This window comes from Streptomyces sp. NPDC014889 (genome assembly GCF_043081205.1).
In the GTDB taxonomy this organism is placed as follows: Bacteria; Actinomycetota; Actinomycetes; order Streptomycetales; family Streptomycetaceae; genus Streptomyces.
On record NZ_JBIBWH010000009.1, the window covers coordinates 316,406 to 335,480 of the forward strand.

Annotated in this window: 16 protein-coding genes; 8 read left to right on the forward strand and 8 right to left on the reverse strand. The window is 73.6% G+C overall.

The window, feature by feature from the left end:
- Positions 1-62: 62 nt before the first annotated feature.
- The 3 genes from ACF09J_RS20300 to ACF09J_RS20310 form a co-directional block, all read right to left on the reverse strand.
- A complete protein-coding gene (locus tag ACF09J_RS20300) occupies positions 63-1,133 on the reverse strand; it encodes a threonine aldolase family protein (protein ID WP_392306815.1) in 1,071 nt (356 codons plus the stop codon).
- The gene (locus ACF09J_RS20305) at positions 1,130-1,885 is read right to left on the reverse strand and encodes an SDR family NAD(P)-dependent oxidoreductase (RefSeq protein WP_392306919.1); all 756 of its coding nucleotides are present in this window, start codon (positions 1,883-1,885) and stop codon (positions 1,130-1,132) included. The genes ACF09J_RS20300 and ACF09J_RS20305 overlap by 4 nt, the downstream gene beginning before the upstream one ends.
- A 495-nt stretch (positions 1,886-2,380) precedes the next feature.
- The gene (locus ACF09J_RS20310; RefSeq protein ID WP_392306816.1) at positions 2,381-3,760 is read right to left on the reverse strand and encodes a DUF6421 family protein; all 1,380 of its coding nucleotides are present in this window, start codon (positions 3,758-3,760) and stop codon (positions 2,381-2,383) included.
- 437 nt (positions 3,761-4,197) lie between these two features.
- Here ACF09J_RS20310 and ACF09J_RS20315 point away from each other — a divergent pair, with 437 nt between their 5' ends.
- Positions 4,198-4,881 carry a glycerophosphodiester phosphodiesterase gene (locus ACF09J_RS20315; protein WP_392306817.1) on the forward strand — a complete coding sequence of 228 codons (684 nt, stop codon included), beginning with the start codon at positions 4,198-4,200 and terminating at the stop codon, positions 4,879-4,881.
- Positions 4,882-4,900: 19 nt separating this feature from the next.
- Here ACF09J_RS20315 and ACF09J_RS20320 read toward each other — a convergent pair whose 3' ends face one another.
- A complete protein-coding gene (locus ACF09J_RS20320; protein ID WP_392306818.1) occupies positions 4,901-5,440 on the reverse strand; it encodes a GNAT family N-acetyltransferase in 540 nt (179 codons plus the stop codon).
- Between the two features lie 70 nt (positions 5,441-5,510).
- Between ACF09J_RS20320 and ACF09J_RS20325 the strand changes: the two genes are divergently transcribed.
- Together ACF09J_RS20325 and ACF09J_RS20330 are read left to right on the forward strand one after the other, a co-directional pair.
- On the forward strand, positions 5,511-5,903 hold the full coding sequence (locus ACF09J_RS20325) for a VOC family protein (RefSeq protein ID WP_392306819.1): 393 nt from the start codon (positions 5,511-5,513) through the stop codon (positions 5,901-5,903).
- Positions 5,904-6,016: 113 nt separating this feature from the next.
- Positions 6,017-6,805, forward strand: coding sequence for a VOC family protein (locus ACF09J_RS20330; RefSeq protein WP_392306820.1), 789 nt, complete (start codon positions 6,017-6,019; stop codon positions 6,803-6,805).
- Positions 6,806-6,820: 15 nt separating this feature from the next.
- Here the strand turns inward: ACF09J_RS20330 and ACF09J_RS20335 are convergent, their stop codons facing one another.
- Both ACF09J_RS20335 and ACF09J_RS20340 read right to left on the reverse strand, forming a co-directional pair.
- Positions 6,821-7,429 (reverse strand): MarR family winged helix-turn-helix transcriptional regulator, encoded by a 609-nt coding sequence (locus ACF09J_RS20335; RefSeq protein ID WP_392306821.1) that lies wholly within the window; start codon positions 7,427-7,429, stop codon positions 6,821-6,823.
- Positions 7,426-9,096 (reverse strand): FUSC family protein, encoded by a 1,671-nt coding sequence (locus tag ACF09J_RS20340; RefSeq protein WP_392306822.1) that lies wholly within the window; start codon positions 9,094-9,096, stop codon positions 7,426-7,428. The genes ACF09J_RS20335 and ACF09J_RS20340 overlap by 4 nt, the downstream gene beginning before the upstream one ends.
- Positions 9,097-9,291: 195 nt before the next feature.
- On the opposite strand from ACF09J_RS20340, the gene ACF09J_RS20345 reads away from it, so the two are divergent.
- The 5 genes from ACF09J_RS20345 to ACF09J_RS20365 all read left to right on the forward strand — a co-directional run bounded on the left by ACF09J_RS20345 (position 9,292) and on the right by ACF09J_RS20365 (position 14,052).
- Positions 9,292-9,843: a DUF5134 domain-containing protein gene (locus ACF09J_RS20345; protein WP_392306823.1), complete on the forward strand. Its 552-nt coding sequence runs from the start codon at positions 9,292-9,294 to the stop codon at positions 9,841-9,843.
- Positions 9,844-10,000: 157 nt separating this feature from the next.
- The gene (locus ACF09J_RS20350; RefSeq protein WP_392306824.1) at positions 10,001-10,936 is read left to right on the forward strand and encodes a M56 family metallopeptidase; all 936 of its coding nucleotides are present in this window, start codon (positions 10,001-10,003) and stop codon (positions 10,934-10,936) included.
- 58 nt (positions 10,937-10,994) lie between these two features.
- Positions 10,995-11,693 (forward strand): HAD family hydrolase, encoded by a 699-nt coding sequence (locus tag ACF09J_RS20355; protein ID WP_392306825.1) that lies wholly within the window; start codon positions 10,995-10,997, stop codon positions 11,691-11,693.
- A gap of 189 nt (positions 11,694-11,882) precedes the next feature.
- The gene (locus ACF09J_RS20360) at positions 11,883-12,560 is read left to right on the forward strand and encodes a TetR/AcrR family transcriptional regulator (RefSeq protein WP_392306826.1); all 678 of its coding nucleotides are present in this window, start codon (positions 11,883-11,885) and stop codon (positions 12,558-12,560) included.
- A gap of 145 nt (positions 12,561-12,705) precedes the next feature.
- The gene (locus tag ACF09J_RS20365) at positions 12,706-14,052 is read left to right on the forward strand and encodes an FAD-dependent oxidoreductase (protein ID WP_392306827.1); all 1,347 of its coding nucleotides are present in this window, start codon (positions 12,706-12,708) and stop codon (positions 14,050-14,052) included.
- Positions 14,053-14,099: 47 nt separating this feature from the next.
- Here ACF09J_RS20365 and ACF09J_RS20370 read toward each other — a convergent pair whose 3' ends face one another.
- Both ACF09J_RS20370 and ACF09J_RS20375 read right to left on the reverse strand, forming a co-directional pair.
- The gene (locus ACF09J_RS20370) at positions 14,100-18,428 is read right to left on the reverse strand and encodes an HAD-IC family P-type ATPase (protein ID WP_392306828.1); all 4,329 of its coding nucleotides are present in this window, start codon (positions 18,426-18,428) and stop codon (positions 14,100-14,102) included.
- A gap of 9 nt (positions 18,429-18,437) precedes the next feature.
- Complete coding sequence (locus tag ACF09J_RS20375) at positions 18,438-19,034, reverse strand: hypothetical protein (protein ID WP_392306829.1); 597 nt, start codon at positions 19,032-19,034, stop codon at positions 18,438-18,440.
- Between the last annotated feature and the right edge of the window lie 41 nt (positions 19,035-19,075).

Here is a 19,075-nt window from a genome sequence, read left to right on the forward strand (position 1 = left end):
GCTTTCCGGGTGATCGCATAACTATGCAGATCAGATCTCTGGCCAATCCGACAGCGCGCGATCTAGCGCGCCATCTCCTCCTTCAGCGCGGCCACGAAGGCGTCCACGTCGTCCTCGGTGGTGTCGTAGGCGCACATCCAGCGCACGACGCCCTCCGCCTCGTCCCAGAAGTAGAAGCGGAACCGCTTCTGCAGACGCTCGCTCACGTCGTGCGGGAGCTTGGCGAAGACCCCGTTGGCCTGAACCGGGTAGAGGATCTCCACCCCGTGCACGGCGCGCACGCCCTCCGCGAGCCGCTGCGCCATCTCGTTGGCGTGCCGGGCGTTGCGCAGCCACAGGTCCTTGGCGAGCAGCGCCTCCAACTGCACCGACACGAAACGCATCTTGGAGGCGAGCTGCATGCTCATCTTGCGGATGTGCTTCATGTGGCGGACGGCGTCCTGGTTGAGGACGACGACCGCCTCGCCGAACATCGCGCCGTTCTTCGTCCCGCCCAGGGAGAGGATGTCGACGCCGACCGCGTTGGTGAACGTCCGCATCGGCACGTTCAGGGAGGCGGCCGCGTTGGCGATGCGGGAGCCGTCCAGGTGCACCGTCATGCCCCGCGCGTGCGCGTGCTCGCAGATCGCGCGGATCTCCTCGGGCGTGTAGAGGGTGCCGAGTTCGGTGCTCTGGGTGATCGAGACGACCTGGGGCATCGCCCGGTGCTCGTCCTCCCAGCCGAACGCCTGGCGGTCGATCAGCTCGGGGGTGAGCTTGCCGTCGGGCGTGGGCACGGTGAGCAGCTTCAGGCCGCCCATGCGCTCGGGGGCGCCGCCCTCGTCGACGTTGATGTGCGCGCTCTCCGCGCAGATCACCGCGCCCCAGCGGTCGGTGACCGCCTGGAGCGCCACGACGTTCGCGCCGGTCCCGTTGAACACCGGGAAGGCCTCCGCCGTGGCGCCGAAGTGGCTGCGGACGATCCGCTGGAGGTTCTCCGTGTAGTCGTCCTCGCCGTACGCGACCTGGTGCCCTCCGTTGGCCACGGCCAGGGCGGCGAGCACCTCCGGGTGGACCCCGGCGTAGTTGTCGCTGGCGAACCCGCGGACCTGGGGGTCGTGGTGGCGACGCGCGTCGGTCCGGGGAGGGTTCACGGCTTCTCGGTGAGCCACAGACGCTTTCCGTTCACTTCCGCGGCGGGCTTGCTCCATACGTCGACGATGGCCTCGGCCAGGTCCTTGACGTCCGTGAAGCCCGCGAACTTCGCGTTGGGGCGGTCGGCGCGCATCGCGTCGTGCACCAACGCCTTCACCACCAGGATCGCAGCCGCGGATGTCGGCCCCTCGGCGCCCTCCGCCTTTCCCGCCTTGCGGAAGTAGTCGGCCATGGCCAGCGTCCACGCCTCGGAGGCGGCCTTGGCGGCGGAGTAGGCCGCGTTGCCCGCGGTGGGCTTGCTGGCGCCAGCCGCGCTGATCAGGACGTACCGGCCGCGCTCGCTGCGCTGCAGCGCCTCGTGGAAGGCCAGCGAGGTGTGCTGCACCGTGCGGATGAGCAGCAGCTCCAGGAAGTCCCAGTCGTCCAGGACGGTCTTGGTGAAGGTCTCGCTGCCGCGCCAGCCGCCCACGAGGTGGACCAGGCCGTCGACCCGGCCGAAGTCCTTCTCGACGTGCGCGGCCCAGTCACGGGTGGACTGGAGGTCGAGCAGGTCGACGGTGTCCCCGGTGACGCTGGCGCCACCGGAGCCGTACCGGGCGGCGTCCACGGCCTGCGAGAGCCGCTCCGGGTCGTTGTCCGCGCCGACGACGGTCGCCCCCGCCTCGGCGAGCCTGAGCAGCGTCGCCCGCCCGGCCGGCCCACCCGCGCCGGCCACCGCGATCACCGCACCGCTGAGAGCCCCGTTCCCCACCATTTTCCTCGCCTCCTGCGCAGTGTCCTCGGTCCCGCGGCCGCTCACGCGACGACCCGCTCGGCGCGGACCGCCGTGACGCCCCTGGTGGAAGTAATTTGCCTGCGTCCTTCAGTTTTCACTTCTTCCTCCACCAAAACGTCGTCCACGCCGTAAATCTTCATGCAAGGCAGAGTCTATCCACCGGCCCCGGCCCCTCGTACGGGGCGATCTTGCCCACAGCCCCGGGCTACATGCCCGCGAAGCACGCCCGCCTCCCCAGCCTGTGCGCACGAGCCTGTGCTCACACCCCCCTGCCAGAATGCCTTCGGCCTGCCCCCACTGCTCGCCGAGGCCGCTAGCGGGACGCCCACCCCGCCCTCCCGACGCAGCTCGCGCACCGGCCGACACCCAGGTGGACGCGCTCGCCGCCGCGCTTGCCGAGTCGATGACGATCCCGGACAGCGAACGCGAGGAGAGGCTCCGCGCGCCGGGCCGACTTCTTTTGCCCGTGGCTCAGGCGGCTCCGACGATGCCCTTCGTCGAGGCGATCACGTTCTTCAGCTTCTTGGACAGGGCCTCGTAGAACATGCTGAGCGGGAACTCGTCCGGGAGGACGTCGTCCACGAGTTTGCGCGGGGGCTGGGTCAGGTCCAGGGCGTCGGGGCCCTTGGCCCACTTCGAGCCGGGGTGCGGGGCGAGGTAGGTGGAGACCAGTTCGTAGCCGGCGAACCAGTGGACCAGCTTGGGGCGGTCGATGCCGTCGCGGTAGAGCTTCTCGATCCGGGCGCACAGCTCGTTGGTGACCTGCGGGGCGCGCTCCCAGTCGATGGTCAGCTTGTTGTCGGTCCAGCGCACCACGTCGTGCTTGTGGAGGTAGGCGAAGAGCAGCTGACCGCCGAGACCGTCGTAGTTGCGCACGCGCTCGCCGGTGACCGGGAAGCGGAACATGCGGTCGAACAGCACCGCGTACTGCACGTCACGGGCCTGTGCGACACCGTCGGCCTGGAGCTTCACGGCCTCCTTGAAGGCGGTGAGGTCGCAGCGCAGCTCCTCCAGGCCGTACATCCAGAACGGCTGGCGCTGCTTGATCATGAACGGGTCGAACGGCAGGTCGCCGTGGCTGTGGGTGCGGTCGTGGACCATGTCCCACAGTACGAAGGCCTCCTCGCAGCGCTTCTGGTCGTGGACCATGGCGGCGATGTCCTCGGGCAGTTCCAGGCCCAGGAGGTCGACGGCGGCGGCGGTGACGCGGCGGAAGCGTGCGGCCTCGCGGTCGCAGAAGATGCCGCCCCAGGAGAACCGCTCCGGCGCCTCGCGCACGGCGATGGTCTCCGGGAAGAGGACGGCGGAGTTGGTGTCGTAGCCGCCCGTGAAGTCCTCGAAGGTGATGCCGCAGAACAGCGGGTTGTCGTAGCGGGTGCGCTCCAGTTCGGCCAGCCAGTCCGGCCAGACCATGCGCAGCACGACCGCCTCCAGGTTGCGGTCCGGGTTGCCGTTCTGCGTGTACATGGGGAAGACGACCAGGTGCTGGAGGCCGTCGGCGCGGTTCGCGGCGGGCTGGAAGGCCAGCAGCGAGTCCAGGAAGTCCGGCACCTCGAAGCCGCCCTCGGCCCAGCGGCGCAGGTCCCGCACGAGCGCCTCGTGGTAGGCGGCGTCGTGCGGCAGCAGCGGGGACAGCTCCTCGACGGCGTCGATCACGCGGCGCACGGCGGCGTCGGCGTCCGCGCGGCCGGGGGCGCCCTCGGCCGTGAAGTCGATCGAGCCGTCCTTCGACTGCCATGGCCGGATTCGTTCCACGGCATCCTTGAGCACGGGCCAAGCCAGGTGCTCGACCACCCGGGTCACCGGAGGAACCTGCTCCTCCGCACCCACCTGCACAAGAATTTCCGTCATGTCTCATCCTCCACGGGAGAACCTCGCGTAAGGAGACGGTATACATACAGGGTTTCTCCCAGCAAGGGGACCCCCTGGAAAAAATTCTGTGCACAGCCATGGTCACCGGCCATTTTCCTGCCGTACACCCGGACGGGGTCAGGTTCGATAGGCCGGTCGAGTGACAGACGCCACGTCGCCGCGCGAGCCGTTTTCGGCCGTGGGCGACCGAGCGGAGGCTGCGGGGCCCTGCGGTCAACGCCCATGAGACTCGCCCACGCCGGAGTGACCGCCACGGCCGATACGGCCCGGCTCCCGGGGGCCGTCACCCCACTGCGCCGTGTACGCCGGGGTGCAACCCGCGTGTGGGCCATTAGGCTGCGGCACTACCGCGCGGACGACGAGGTCCGTCCGCTTCGCGCCGCGCCGAGCCGCCGTCGACGGAAGCGAGTTGAACCTTGAACTTCCTTACCATCGGTCACCGCGGAGTCATGGGTGTCGAACCCGAGAACACCCTCCGTTCCTTCGTCGCCGCCCAGCAGGCCGGGCTGGACGTCATCGAACTCGATCTGCACCTGAGCAAGGACGGCGCCCTCGTCGTCATGCACGACGACGAGGTGGACCGCACCACCGACGGCAGCGGCGCGATCGCCGACAAGACGCTCGCCGAGCTGCGCTCCCTGGACGCCGGCCGCGGCGAGCGGATCCCGGTCTTCGAGGAGGTCCTCGACGCGGTGCGGACGCCGCTCCAGGCCGAGATCAAGGACGTGTCCGCGGCCCGCGCGCTGGCCGACGTCCTGCACGAGCGGGACCTGGTCTCCCGGGTCGAGGTGTCCTCGTTCCACGACGAGGCGATCGCCGAGATCGCCCGGCTGGTGCCGGGGGTGCGGACCGCGCTCGTGGCCAGCCGCTACGGCTCCGACGTCGTCGAGCGCGCCACCGCCGCCGGCGCCGCCACCGTCTGCCTCAACATCCGCCGGCTCACCCTGGAGATCGTCGAGCACGCGCGCAAGGCGGACCTGCGGATCATCGGCTGGGTCGTCAACACCCTGGACCATCTGCGCCTGGTCCGCGCCCTGGAGCTGGACGGGGCGACCACCGACTACCCGGAGATCAAGCTCACCGGCCGCTTCACCGCCTGACCCCCTTGTTCGAGGATGCCTACGGCAGTTCCTTGACCAGCAGCTCGAACTCCAGGTCGTCGCGCTGCGGGATGCCGAAGCGCTCGTCGCCGTACGGGAAGGGGGTCGTTTTTCCCGTACGGCGGTAGCCGCGGCGCTCGTACCAGGCGATCAGGTCCTCGCGCACGGAGATCACGGTCATGTGCATCTCCCTGACGCCCCACTCCTCGCGGGCCCGGCGCTCGGCCTCCGCGATGACCACCTTGCCCAGGCCCGCGCCCTGCATGGTGGGGCTGACGGCGAACATGCCGAAGTAGGCGTGGTCCCCCTTGTGCTCGAGCTGGCAGCAGGCGACCACAGTGCCGTCCCGCTCCACCGTCAGCAGCCGGCTGCCGGGCGACTCGATCACCTCCAGCACGCCCTCGGGGTCGGTGCGCTGCCCCTGGAGGATGTCCGCCTCGGTGGTCCAGCCGGCCCTGCTGGAGTCCCCGCGGTACGCCGACTCGATCAGGCGCACCAGCGTGTCGACATCGGTGTCGCGGGCGTCGCGGAAGGTCAGTCCGCCGGCGGCGGTCGTCATGGGCGTGCCTTTCGGTTCGGGCGCTGTCGGGCGGGGGGCGAGCGCCATCCTGCCACTAGCCTCGGGGGGCATGGTGCACGTACTCAGCAGCCGGACACTGGTCCGGCCTTCGGACCCCGAGCGCTCCCGTGTCTTCTACGGCGAGCGGCTCGGTCTCGCCGTCCACCGCGAGTTCGGCACGGGGCCGGAGCGCGGCACCGTCTACTTCCTCGGGGGCGGTTTCCTGGAGCTCTCCGGGCGCTCCGACGGGCCGCCGTCCCCCTCCCTGCGGCTGTGGCTCCAGGTCGAGGACGTGGCGGCGGCGCACGAGGAGCTGCGGTCGAAGGGCGTGGAGATCACGCGGGAGCCGGCGCGCGAGCCGTGGGGGCTGATCGAGATGTGGATCGCCGATCCTGACGGCACGCCCATCGTCCTCGTCGAGGTGCCGGCCGGACATCCGCTGCGGTACCGGCCGGGGATCTGAGCCCGATCCAGGGCGCGGGTGGACACGGGCGGGCCCGGCGGCTCCCGCTGGCCCGCGTCGGCGGCCGGAGCTAGCGTGCTGGTGGGTGGGAACGAGCCTCCCGGAGGAAAGCCATGGAGTTCGACAAGCCTGTAATCGGCGGACCCTGCTGGGCGGAGCTGGGCACCAGCGATCTGGATGCGTCCACGCGGTTCTACACGGAGGTCTTCGGCTGGCGCCTGCGCCGCGACCCCCGGCTGGTCTCGGGTGGCTACACCCTCGCTCACCTGGGGGACGCGCCGGTCGCCGCGATCACCCCCCTGTACCAGAAGTCGCAGCCGGTCGCGTGGAACGTCTCGTTCGCCGTCGCCGACGCCGACGCCGCGGCGAACAGGGTGGTGGAGGCAGGCGGGACGGTGATCCACGGTCCGAGGGACATCTTCGAGGAGGGCCGCTTCACCGTGGCCCTGGACCCGTCGGGCGCGGCCTTCCAGATGTGGGAGCCGCGGGGGTTCTCCGGTGCCGGGGTGTTCAACCGGCCCGGCTCGCTCGGCTGGGTGGAGCTGGTCACCCGCAACCCCAAGCGGGCCAGGGACTTCTACACGAGCGTGTTCGGCTGGAGCGTCAACGCCTCGGAGTGGTACACGCAGTGGGGTCTGCACGGCGAGGACTTCGGCGGCGTGACGGCGATGCACGACCGCTTCCCGGCCGATGTGCCGCCGCACTGGCTGCCGTACTTCGCGGTCGAGGACGTCGACGCGACCACGGACGTCGCGGTACGGGCCGGGGCCAAGGCGCTGCTGGAGCCCACCGCGCTCGGGGACGGCCCCCACATCGCGGTGCTGCGGGACCCCCAGGGCGCGACCTTCGGCGTCTACAAGTCCGCCGAGGAGAACGCCGAGGAAAGCCCCGAGGAGGGCTGAGGCGGGTAACCCGGCTCAGAGCCGCAGGGCGCCCGGGCGGCCCTCGAGGCGGCCGAGGAGCTCGCCGAGGAGCGCGGCGAGGCCGTCCTGGTCCTGACTGCCCAGGCCGGACAGGACGGCCCGTTCGTAGGCGAGCTGCTCCGGCAGGACGCCGTCGACGAGGTCGCGTCCGGCGTCCGTGAGACGGACGTGGGCGACCCGGCGGTCGCGGGTGTCGCCGCGGCGCTCCACCAGGCCGCGTTCGGTGAGCTGCTTCAGGCGTTTGGTGACGGCGGCCCCCGAGGAGAACGTCTCGCGGGTCAGTTCGCTAGGGGTGAGCTCGTCCCCGGTACGCCGCAGCGCCCCGAGCAGGTCGAACTCGGGCCGGCTGAGACCCGCCCGGCGCAGCGGCGCGTCCTCGGCCTGCTGCAGGAGGGCCGCGCAGCGGTTGATCCGGCCGATGATCTCCATGGGCGCGGTGTCCAGGTCGGGGTGGACGGCCCGCCACTGGCGGACCACGCCCGCGACGGTGTCGTCGCCCGGCCCGGTCCCCGCGGGCCCGGTCCCCGCGGGCCGGGTCCGCTCGTGCGCCGCGTCCCCGGTAGCGGCCTCCCCGTGGGCCGGCCGCCCGTTCCTCGCCGTCATGGCCGTACGTCCTCCGTCGTCTCGCCCGTGCTCGCCGGGGCGTGCGGGCCCTGGCGTCGTATCGTCGCGGCGAGCGTACGGTGTGCGGACTGCTCGGTGAGCACGACCCGCTCCTGGGGCAGGGCTCGTTGCCACCACTCGCCGGACGCGGCGTCGGCGGTGGCGCGCAGGTCGACCAGTGCGGCGGCCAGGCTACGGCGGGCGGACTCCAGGGCGGCGGGCGCGGGCCGCTCCTCGGCGAGCAGGCGGGCGGCCCGTTCGCGGGCCCGGTCGACGGAGGCCAGGACGTGCTCGATGCGGTCGCCGGCCCTGCGGTTGGTGACGGTGACGGCGGCCACGAAGCCGACCAGCGCGCCGACGACGGTGTCCACGGCCCGCTCGGTGATCAGCTCGCCCGGCTCGTGGTACCCGGCGAACTCGACGACGAGCAGGGCCAGCGGGGTCACGCAGATGCTGCCGAGCCAGTAGTTGCGGCCCATCAGTGCCTCGGCCCCGAAGTTGAAGGCCATGCAGAGCAGGACGAGGACCAGGTCGCTCGCGTGCGCCAGCGGGGCGACGGCGGCGAAGACAAGGACGCCCACGAGGTTGCCGACGACGCGCTGGATGCCTCGCTTCCAGGTCAGGGTCATGTTGACCTGGTACAGGGAGGCGGCGGTGACCAGGGCCCAGTAGGGGCGGCCGATACCGAGCGCGAGGGAGGCGTAGCCGGCGAGGGCGCAGCCCAGCGCGGTGCGCACCACGATCGGGGTGAGCGGGCCGAGCAGGCTCCACCAGGGGCGGTGCGGGGCGGTGGCCTCGGCGTCCACGCCGAGCAGTTCGTCGGTGTCCGCCGCGCTCTCGCCGGCCTCGGGGACCGGACCGGTTCCGCGCAGTTGGCGGGCCCAGGTGCGCAGCCGCTCGGGGTCCGCGTCCGCGGGGGCGGCGAGGGCGACCTCGGCGCGTACGACGAGCCGCTCCAGGGCGCGCCGGGGAGCGGTGTGGGCACCGGTGGACAGCAGCGTCTGCCAGGCGGCCTGTACGGCGGCGGCCGCGGCGGCGCGGGTGCGGGTGTGGCCGTCGCCGGTGGCGGCGTGGGCGGCGGCCGCGTTCAGCGCCTGCGCGGTGGCGCGGCGCTCGGGGCCGTGCGGGCGCAGCAGCCCGGGTGCCATGCCGACCAGCCAGGCCCAGGCCGCCGCGGCGAGGGCCAGCGCCAGGTGGGCGGGCACCTGGCCGAGGGTCTGCGGGGCGAACAGGGAGGCCGAGCTGATGAAGGTGAGGACGACGTTGCCGGGCGGTCCGATGCGGGTGGCGTCGCACAGCGCCTTCTGCACGGCGGCCATCAGGGCGCCGACGGTGACCAGGACGACCGGGTCGGTGGTGAGCGAGGCGGTGACCAGGGCGACGGCGAGGCCGCCGATCATGCCGAGGACCACCCAGGCCAGGGCGCGGGCCCGGGCGGCGTAGGGGCGGTTGTGCGCGTACAGGGCACACAGCGAGCCCGCCATCGTGTACATGGCGAGATCGAGCCGGCCGAGGACGAGCAGGGTGAGAGTGGGCACGGCGACCGAGACGACGACGCTCAGGGCGGGCTTGAACCAGATGTCCGAGGGGCGGCCGAGCCGCAGCACGCCGGTGAGCGGGAGATGCCGGGCGATCCGGTTCAGGGGGGTGGAGGGCACACTGCTCATATCGACAAGCTTAACAGGTGTTTTACATGTAAAGCATATTCGCCGGACGATCGCTGGACGCACGTGACGTGCTGTGCTTCCCCGAACGCGCCCCGTATACCTCCTTGCGCTCGTGTGCGCACCGCGCGCGCCGGGCATCGCTTGACCGACCGGCCGCCCACGGCGGCCGCGAACCGTCGAACGGGGAGGTGGGGGGTGCACGGATCGGCTTCGCCCGGCTGGCTGCTGGTCGCGCTGTGCGCGGCGACCGGGGCGTACTGCCTGCTGCGGATGCGCAGCAGCGTCGAGGAGCAGCGCCGTGCCGCCGGCGGTGAGGCGCTCATGGGCTTCGGCATGGCCGCCATGGCCGTCCCGGCGGCGGTGTTCACACCGCCGGCGTGGGCCTGGTCGGCCTACGGGGCGCTCCTCGGCGCGACCGCGCTGCGCTCACTGTGGTCGGCGCGGACGAGTCCGCACCACCGGCACCACCTGGTGGGCACGGTGGCCATGGTCTACATGTCCGTGGTGATGGCCGTCTCGCCCGGCCCCCACCACCACGGCGGGACGGGCGTCCCACCGCTCACCGGCGCGCTGCTGCTGTACTTCGCCGGATACGTCCTGCTGTCGGGCGTCCGGCTGGTCCCCGCCGCGGCGGTGCCCACCGGCGGCCCACCCGGCGCCACGGCCTGGGGCGACCGCCCGGAACTGGCCCGGGCATGCCGGCTGTCGATGGGGATCGCGATGGTGGCGATGCTGCTGACCATTTGACTGCTCCCCTCCCTGAAGCGCTCCAGGAGGTCTTGCACCGCAGTCCATGTGGTGTGCGCGGGATGCAAGCGAGACCGGCACCACGGTGCCGTGGTCTGCGTCACTTCGCCGCGGAGCCGTGCCCCCCGGGCTGTCGGCCGCTCATAAAGTGGCTCCCATGATGGTCCCCGCGGTCCTGCTGCTGCTCGGTGCCCTGACCGCCGTCGCCGCGCCCCGGCTGCTGGCGCGGGCCGACTGGCCGGACCGTGAACCGGTCCTCGCGCTGTGGGTGTGGCAGTGCGTGGTCGCCGCGGTCCTGCTGTGCTGCGCGCTGTCGATGGCGCTCAGCGCGGCCGCCGCCTGGCAGGCGGTGCGCGGCCATCTGTTCGCTCCGGCTCCGCGCCCGGTGGTGGAGGCCTACGCGCTCGGCACGGCCGATGCCTGGGCACCGGCGACCGCGGTGGCGCTGGCGTGCGGCGGGGCGTGGAGCGCGGCGATGCTGCTCCGCGAGGTGGTACGGGCCCGGGCGCGACGCAGGCTGCGGCGCGCCGAACTCCTCGTCCGTGCCCCGCTGTTGCCCGGCGAGGAGCCCGGCTCCGACCGGCTCGTGGTGCTGGAGGGCGAGCGGCCGGACGCCTGGTGGCTGCCCGGTCCCTCGCCCCAACTGGTGGTCACCACGGCCGCGCTGCGCCGGCTGACCGGACGGCAGTTGGACGCCGTCCTGGCGCACGAGCAGGGCCATGCGCGGGCCCGGCACGACTGGCTGCTGCACTGCTCCGCCGCGCTCGCCGGCGGCTTTCCGCAGGTGCCGGTGTTCGCCGCGTTCCGCGACGAGATGCACCGCCTGGTCGAACTCTCCGCCGACGACATGGCCTCACGCCGGTTCGGCCGCCTGACGACCGCCCTCGCCCTGGTCCAACTCAACGAGCACCGTGGTGTGTTCGACCCCTGCCCGGCCACCCAGGCGCACATCCCTCAGCGCGTGCACCGTCTCCTCACTCCCCCGGACCGCCTCCCGGCCGCCCGCCGACTGCGCCTGACGGCGGTCGCCTCCCTCGTACCGGTGATACCGGTTCTGGTGGCGGTGACGCCCGGCCTGAGGGCGCTGGGCTAGGAAGGGCCCCGCCGAGGCGCGGTGGCCGTGGCAACCGGAGTTGGGCCATGATCGGCCCATGACGGCTGTGCTCTTCGACTTCTCCGGGACCCTCTTCCGCATCGAGTCCTGCGACTCCTGGCTGAGAGCCGTCCTCGACACGGCGGAACTCACCCTCGGGGAGCCGGAATTGGCCCGGACGGCGCTCGCGCTGGAGGAGGCCGGGGCGCTGCCGGGCGGGGCGTCGCCGGTGCGCGTGCCCGACGAGGTGGCCGGGCTGTGGGAGAACCGGGACCGCAGCGCCGAGGAGCACCGGGCCGCCTACACCGCCCTGTCCCGCCAAGTGCCGCTGCCCGACCCGGCGTTGCACGACGCGCTGTACGACCGGCACATGACACCGGCGGCCTGGGCTCCCTACCCGGACGCGGCCGACGTACTGCGCACGCTGCACGAGCGCGGGGTCGGCGTGGGCGTGGTGAGCAACATCGGCTGGGATCTGCGGCCGGTGTTCCGCGCCCACGGCCTCGACGCGTACGTGGACGCCTATGTGCTGTCGTACGAGCACAGCATCCAGAAGCCGGACCCGCGCCTGTTCGCCCTCGCCTGCACGGCGCTCGACGCCGACCCGAAGGACGTGCTGATGGTCGGCGACGACCGCCACGCGGACGGCGGCGCGGCCGCCCTGGGCTGCGGCCTGCACTTCGTCGACCATCTGCCGGTCGCGCTGCGGCCGGACGCGCTGCTGCCCGTCCTCGACCTGCTCGGCGCGAGGAACTGAGCCACCGGCGCGCCCTGGCCTGGCCCCGGCGGCGGCCCCTTGACGGCGCCCGGCGCCGAAAAAGCCGCCCGCCTCGGACGATCCCCCGTTTCGCCCGAGACGGACGGCAGCACGACGGACCCCTACCGGGGCCGGTCCGCTCACGTTGAGTATAGTTGGCTGGCAGCCAGTCAACGCAGGAGTCACAGCATGTCCCCGCGAAGCGCCTCGGTCAATGAAGAGTTGCGCCGGCGTTCCCGGGAGCGGCTCCTCCAGGCGGCGGTCGAGCTGGTCGGCGAGCACGGGTACGACGCGACGACGCTCGGAGCCATCACCGACCGCGCGGGGTCGGCACGCGGTCTGGTCTCCTACTACTTCCCCGGCAAGCGCCAGCTCGTGCAGTCCGCCGTGCACCGGCTGATGCACCGCACGCTCCAGGAGGCGCTGGAGCGGGAGCCGCACACCGAGGACGGCCGGGAGCGGCTGGCACGGGCCATCGACGCGATCCTGGGCCTGGCCCGGGACCGGCCGGTGCTGATGCGCCAGCACATGGCGGGGATCCTGCACGAGGAGGGCTTCGTGCAGTGCCCGGAGCAGCAGCGCCTCTCGGAGCTGCTGCGGGACACGGTGGCCCGGCGCGGTTCGCGGGACGTCGACGCCGACTACCCGATGCTGCGCGCCCTGCTGATGGGCGCCGTCTACGCCGCGCTGGTGCCCGGGGCGCCGATGCCGGTGCCGGCGCTGCGGGCCGAACTGTTCGAGCGCTACGGGCTCGACTGGGACATGGGAACGCCGCCGGAGGCGCAGCCGCCCGGCGGGTCCTGCGACACGGACCTGTCCCGCTTCTTCGCCACCGGCCGGATGCCGGCGCCCCCGCAGGAGCGGTAGCCGGCGGCCCGCGTGCGGTACGGGCCGCGACACGCGGGCGGTCCCGCGCCGCCTCCCTCCCCCGGCGGGCCGCTTGGTGCCATGCTGGAGCCATCAGCGATCTCCTGTGATCCGCCTGTGAGCCCCCGGGGTAAGGAGTTCCGCCGTGCTGCGTGTCGCCGTCGTCGGCTCGGGGCCGAGCGGGTGCTACACCGCTCAGGGCCTGGTCCAGCAGGACCCCTCCGTGCGCGTGGACGTCCTCGACCGGCTGCCGTGCCCGTACGGGCTCGTGCGCTACGGCGTGGCGCCGGACCACGAGAAGATCAAGTCCCTGCAGAACAACCTGCGGACGGTCCTCGAGCACGAGCGGGTCCGGTTCGTCGGCGGCGTCCAGGTCGGCGGCCCCGGCGGACTGCCCGTCGCACGGCTGCGCGAGCTGTACCACGCGGTGGTGTACTGCGTGGGCGCCGCCACGGACCGCCGTCTGCACATCCCGGGCGAGGACCTGCCGGGCAGCTGGTCGGCGACCGAGTTCGTCTCCTGGTACAGCGCCCACCCCGACTCCGTGGACAGCGGCTTCGTGCGCGGCGCGCGGTCGGCCGTCGTCGTCGGGGTGGGCAACGTCGCCGTGGACGTCACGCGCATCCTGGCGCGCGGCCCGGACGAGCTGAGTCCCACCGACATGCCCGAGGGCGCGCTCGCCGCGCTCGCCGCGAGCCGGGTCACCGAGATCCACATGGTGGGCCGGCGCGGCCCGTCGCAGGCCCGCTTCACGACCAAGGAGCTGCGCGAGCTGGGCGGCCTGCCGGACACCGACATCGTCGTCGACCCCGAGGAGCTGGCGCTGGACCCGGCCTGCGCGGACCCCTCGGCGCTGCCCGCCGCCCAGCGCCGCAACGTCGAGGTCCTGCGCGGCTGGGCCGCCACGCCGCCCAGGGGCGGCAGCCGCCGGATCCGGCTGCGCTTCTTCCTGCGCCCCGTCGAACTGCTCGCCGACGACGGCCGCGTGGGTACGGTGCGGCTGGAGCGCACGGCACCGGACGGACACGGCGGCGTCACCGGCACGGGGCGGTACGAGGACATCGCGGCCCAGTTGGTGCTGCGGTCGGTGGGCTACCGCGGAGTGCCTCTGGACGGGCTGCCGTTCGACGCGGGCACCGGCACGGTGCCGCACCGGGACGGGCGCGTGCTGCGGGACGGTGCCGTCGCGCCGGGCGAGTACGTGGCCGGCTGGATCAAGCGCGGTCCCACCGGTGTCATCGGCACCAACCGGCCGTGCGCGAAGGAGACCGTGTCCTCGCTGCTCCAGGACGCGCCCGGCCTCCTGGGCAGGCCGGTGCCGGACGACAGTTTCGCGATGCTGCGTGCCGAGGGTGCCGAGCCCGTGCTGTGGGCGGGCTGGCAGGCCATCGAGCGGGCCGAGGCGGAACTCGGCGTCTCCCTCGGGCGCAGCGTGGTCAAGCTGCCGGACTGGGAGTCCCTGCGGGCGGCGGCCGGCACCGCGGTGTCCTAGAAGGGCCCCGGTCCCGCCAAGCCCTGGCGGGACCGGGGCCTCCGGCCTCATCCCCCGGTTACCCCGGCCGTCAGCTCGCGGAAGACCGCGGAGCCGCTCTCCGGCAGCAGCCGTACGACGGTCTCCTCCAGGCGGGGCAGGACCCGCTGGCCGGTCAGGGCCAGGGCGATCGACGCGGCGACTCCGGTCCAGGCCACCGGGCCGAGCGGGGTGCAGCCCAGGATCCGGCTGACGCCGGGGGTCTGGATCAGGGCGGCGAGGGCGAGCGCGGAGCCCACGGACGTCACCCGTACCAGCGTGCTGCCGCGACGGTCGAGCAGGGTCTGGGCGAGCTGGGTGCCGACCACGCCGCACAGGGCCATGGTGCTGGAGCGGCGGGCGGTGCCGGGTGTCCAGCGGCCGATCAGCCAGGCCGTGACCGCGCCCAGGCAGGTGGTCAGGGCACGGTGGCGGATCTGCCGGACCAGCCCCTCGCCCAGTACGGACCCGGCCGGGTCCTCCGGCGCCGCCGACCGCGCCTGCTCGGCGTCCTCCTTCGGGGTCACCGCCACGGCCATCGCAGGGAACAGGTCCGTGAACAGGTTCACCATGAGCATCTGCCGGGTGGAGAGCGGCGCGGTGCCCGACAGCAGCGTGCCGAACAGACCGAAGCCGATCTCGCCCGCGTTGCCGCCGATCAGGATGGCGATGGCGTCGGCGACGCTGTGCCACAGGGCGCGGCCCTCGCCGATCGCGTCGATCAGGACCGTCAGGTCGTCGTCGGTCAGGACGATGTCGGCGGCGTTGCGCGCCGCCGCCGAGCCGCGGGCGCTGATGCCCACGCCGATGTCGGCGGCGCGGATCGCCGCGGCGTCGTTGGCGCCGTCGCCGACCATGCCGACCACCCGGCCGGCGTCCCGCAGCGCCTCGACGACCTGGAGCTTCTGCTCGGGTGCGACCCGGGCGACCACACCCGCGTCGCGCAGCATCCGGGCGCGGGCCGACCTGTCCGCGGCGGCGAGTTCGTCCCCGGTGACCACGGTGGTGTCCTTGGGCCAGCCCAGTTCGGTGGCGATGGCCCGGGCGGTCTGCGGGTGGTCGCCGGTGAGCATGACCGGCCGTACGCCCTCTTCGTGCAGCCCGCTCACGAGCGCCATGGACGTGTCGCGCGGCACGTCCGACAGTGCCAGCAGGCCGATGAACTCCAGCCCCTCAAGCATCCGTTCGAGCGCGTCCTCCTCGCTCTCGTGCTCGTCGAGCCGGCGCTGCGCCACGGCCAGCACGCGCAGTCCGTCGCCGGCCAGGGCGTGCGAGGTTTCGGTGGCGTGGGCCGGGAGGCCGGGGCAGGCGGGCAGCACCGTCTCCGGGGCGCCCTTGACCACGAGCAGGCGGGGGCCGTCCGCGACCCGGCCGACGGCGGCCGCGTATCCGCGGGCGGCCTCGAAGCCGAGATCCTCCAGCTCGACCCAGTCCGGGTCGGGACCGGCCGCGTCCAGGACGGCCTCGTCGGTGGCGTGGACCGGCCGGTCCGAGTCGCCGTTGAGACGCGGGCAGGCCCGCGCCGCGGACCGCAGGGTCCGCGCGGAGGCCTCGTCGCCCACCACGTGGACCTCGCCCTCGGCGTCGGACGCCCGCACCACACGCAGCCGGTTCTCGGTGAGGGTGCCGGTCTTGTCGAAGCAGATGGTGTCCATCCGGCCCAGCGCCTCCAGCGTGCGCGGGGTGCGGACCAGGACGCCGTGGCGGCTGAGCCGCCTGGCCGCCGCGAGCTGGGCCACGGTGGCGACCAGGGGCAGCCCCTCCGGGACGGCGGCCACGGCGACGGCCACACCGCCGCTGACCGCCTCGCGGACGGAGGTGCCGCGCAGCAGCGCGATACCGGTCACCAAGGCGCCGCCCGCCAGCGTCAGCGGCAGCGCCTTGCGGGTGAGTTCCTGGAGCCTGGCCTGCACGCCCGCGGACGGGGGCGTGCGGGCGGCGAGGTGCACGGCGCGGGCGGCCTCCGTGGAGTCGCCGGTGTCGACCACGACGGCCCGGGCCTCCCCGGCCACGACGGTCGTGCCCTCGAAGACCATGCAGCTGCGGTCCGCGACCGCGGCGTGCGGGGTCGGGGCGATCTGCTTCTCCACCGGGAGCGACTCCCCGGTCAGCGCGGACTCGTCGACCTCCAGGCCGTCCTCCCAAAGCAGCCGGGCGTCGGCGGGCACCACCTCGTCGCCCTTCAGCTCGATCACGTCCCCCGGCTTGAGCTTCCCGGCGTCGATCGTCACGGCGGAGCCGTCCGGTGCCCGGGAGTCCGGGGGCGCGATGCGCGCCTTCCGCTTCTGCTCGGCGATCAGGCCGGACAGGGCACGCTCGGCGCGCAGCCGCTGGAATCCGCCGACCAGGGCGTTCAGGTCGAGGGCGCCGACCACGAGGAGGGCGTCCACCACGGAGCCGAGGATCGCCGAGGCCGCCGAGCCGACGGCCAGGACCGGGGTGAGGGGGTCCCGCAGTTCGCCGCGCACGGCCTCGCCCAGCTCGTACGTCCAGCGGAACGGGGCGAGGACCGGGTGCCGGACGACGCCGGTGACCGCCTTGCGGACCTGGGCGGCGGCCCCCTGGGACAGGGTGCGCCGGCCGGCCGACTCGTGGTTCAGCCGCTCCTGGACCTCCTTGGCGCCGAGTTCGTGCCAGTGCACACGTGGCCGCGGGTGCGGGGCGTGGGCAGCGGCCACGGCGAAGGCGGCGCGCGTCCCGGACAGCAGGGCGACGGCAGCGGCGGCGTCGACCGGTGCGTGCCGCAGCCCGGGCAGGAGGGCCCGGCGGCCACGGCCGCTCTTGGACTCGCCGATGGCCACGAGCAGCCCGGACAGCGCGGCGCCGGACCGGGCCAGGGTCTGGGCGCGGTGCCCGGTCGACCGGGCCGCCGGGACGGCGGTCAGCACCCGCCACACGTCGGACAGTCCGTGCAGGGCGAGGATGTCGGCGCCCCACACGACCGCGGCATCGCCGTCCACGAGGGCGACGGAGAGGTCGCTGCCGCGCAGTCCGGCCAGGACGTCGTGGTCGTCGGCGGAGCGCATCCGGGCGACGGTGAGCACTGTGCCCTCCTCGCCGCGCAGCCCGTACACCACGTCGTCCAGCGGCCGCCGGGCGTCCACGACCTGGTCGGCGAGGCCGGTGAGGTCCTCCAGGGCGGGGTCGTCCACCAGGACCACCCGCAGCCGGGCCCGGCGTGCGGCGTCCAGGACCGGTTCGACCCACGGGTCGGCCTCCCCGTCCTCGGTGCGCAGCGCGCTCGAGTGCAGGACGATGGTGCCGGCCATCTCCAGTTGCCGCAGCCGCTCCGGTACGCGGACCAGCACGCCGGTCCGGGCGAGCAGGGTGCCGAGCACGGCGTGGAAGATCGCGGGTCCGTAGCGCGCGGCCTTGGGCGAGCCGGCGAGCACCGCCTCGGCGGCCTCGGCCCCGTTGTGCTTGACCAGCATGGTCAGCGCCGCGCCCAGCACACTGCCGGCGGAGGCGTGGTTGGCGTATTCCTGGGCCGGTGTGACTCGCAGCGGCGGGCGCGGGGTGTCGTCCGCGGCGATGCTGACGCGGCCGGGTGCGCACAACTGGTCGTGCAGCGCGTCGAAGGCGGCCGTGCGGGCCATCGTGTCGGCCAGTTGGCCGGCGCGCAGGGCGCCGTCGAGGACCAGCGAGGTGGGGGTCTGGCCGGTGCCGTGGGCGGCCGCGTTCGCGCAGGCGAGCAGGAAGTCCATGCGGGACCTGCCCAGCCGGGCGCTCAGTCCGGCACGGAAGCTCGGGTTCTCCCGCAGCAGCGTCACCGCGGCGGTCACCATGCGCGGCGACGGCGGCAGGCGCAACGCGTAGGAGGTCAGGGCGAGGCCGACGCCCACCACGTCGGAGGCGAGCGTGGCCGCGGCCGCCCGCACCCTGGCCGGGTCGCCCGGATGTGTGATCTCCTCCGGGTCGTCACCGTCCATGACGAGTCCGTGCCGGGCCGCGAGGCCGGCCGCGTGGTCCGCGACCTCGTCGGCGGCCTCCTCCTCCGTCACGGCGACGACCAGCCGCCCGAGGCCCTCGTCCCAGTACGCGAAGAGCACGTCGGGCCGCTCGGCCAGTGTCGCGGCGATGCGCCGGGCCAGATGCGCCTTCCCGCCCGCGCGCAGTATCTTCTCCCGGTCCAGGGAGCGCAGCGACAGGTGCGCCCGGGTGCCGGACCGCCACTGGCGGTCCATGCCGGGCACGGCGTTGCGGGCGACCCGTGCGACCCGCACGGCGGCGTCAGCGCCGCGTACGCCGGCCCGTGCCGTGCCGGCCACCGCGCCCGCGGCGGCGCCCACCGCCGGTGCGGCCGCCCGGGTGACCAGCCGGGCGGCGGCCGACGGGGAAGTCAGCAGTCCGAGAACCATGACACCTCCTCAGAGGGAGGTGCGGTCGGGCCGCGCCGTCGGGCCGAGGGGTCCGGTGGCCGCCGCCTGTCCCTTGGAGGACTTGCCTCGGCCGGCCGCGGACGTCTTGGCCTTCCCGGGTCCGTCGGGCCCGGTGTCCATGTCCGTGCCCGGCGTGGACGCCTGCTTCCCGGGGCCGGTGTCCTGCGCGGTCTCACGGGCAGCCGTGCCGCGCTTCTTCGCGGGTTTGCGGGCCGCGGTGGCGGTGGTCGTGGAGGTGGCCGATGGCCGCGGCGGTGTCTGTGCCTGTGTCTCCGTCGGTGCCTGCTCCCCGCCTGTATGTGCCTGTTCCCCGCCGTCCGTGGGCCGTTCGGGTCGGGGCTGGGTGAGCCAGGCGACGGCCGCGCCGGTGAGCGCCACCGGCCACTCCAGCACCCCGGCGACACCGAGTACCCCGGCCCCCGTGTACACCGCGAGCCGCCGCCCGCGCGGCGAGACGGCGCCGACCTTGTCCAGCGTCCCCTGCGCTGCCCGGCCCACCGTCCCGGCGCCGGGCACCCTCCGCAGCACCGAGGCCGCACCGTGCAGCGGCGCCGCAAGGGCGGACGACGACTTCTGCTCAGCCATGACTCTCCTCGCCTGGGATGAGATCGACTCCTCGTGGCCAC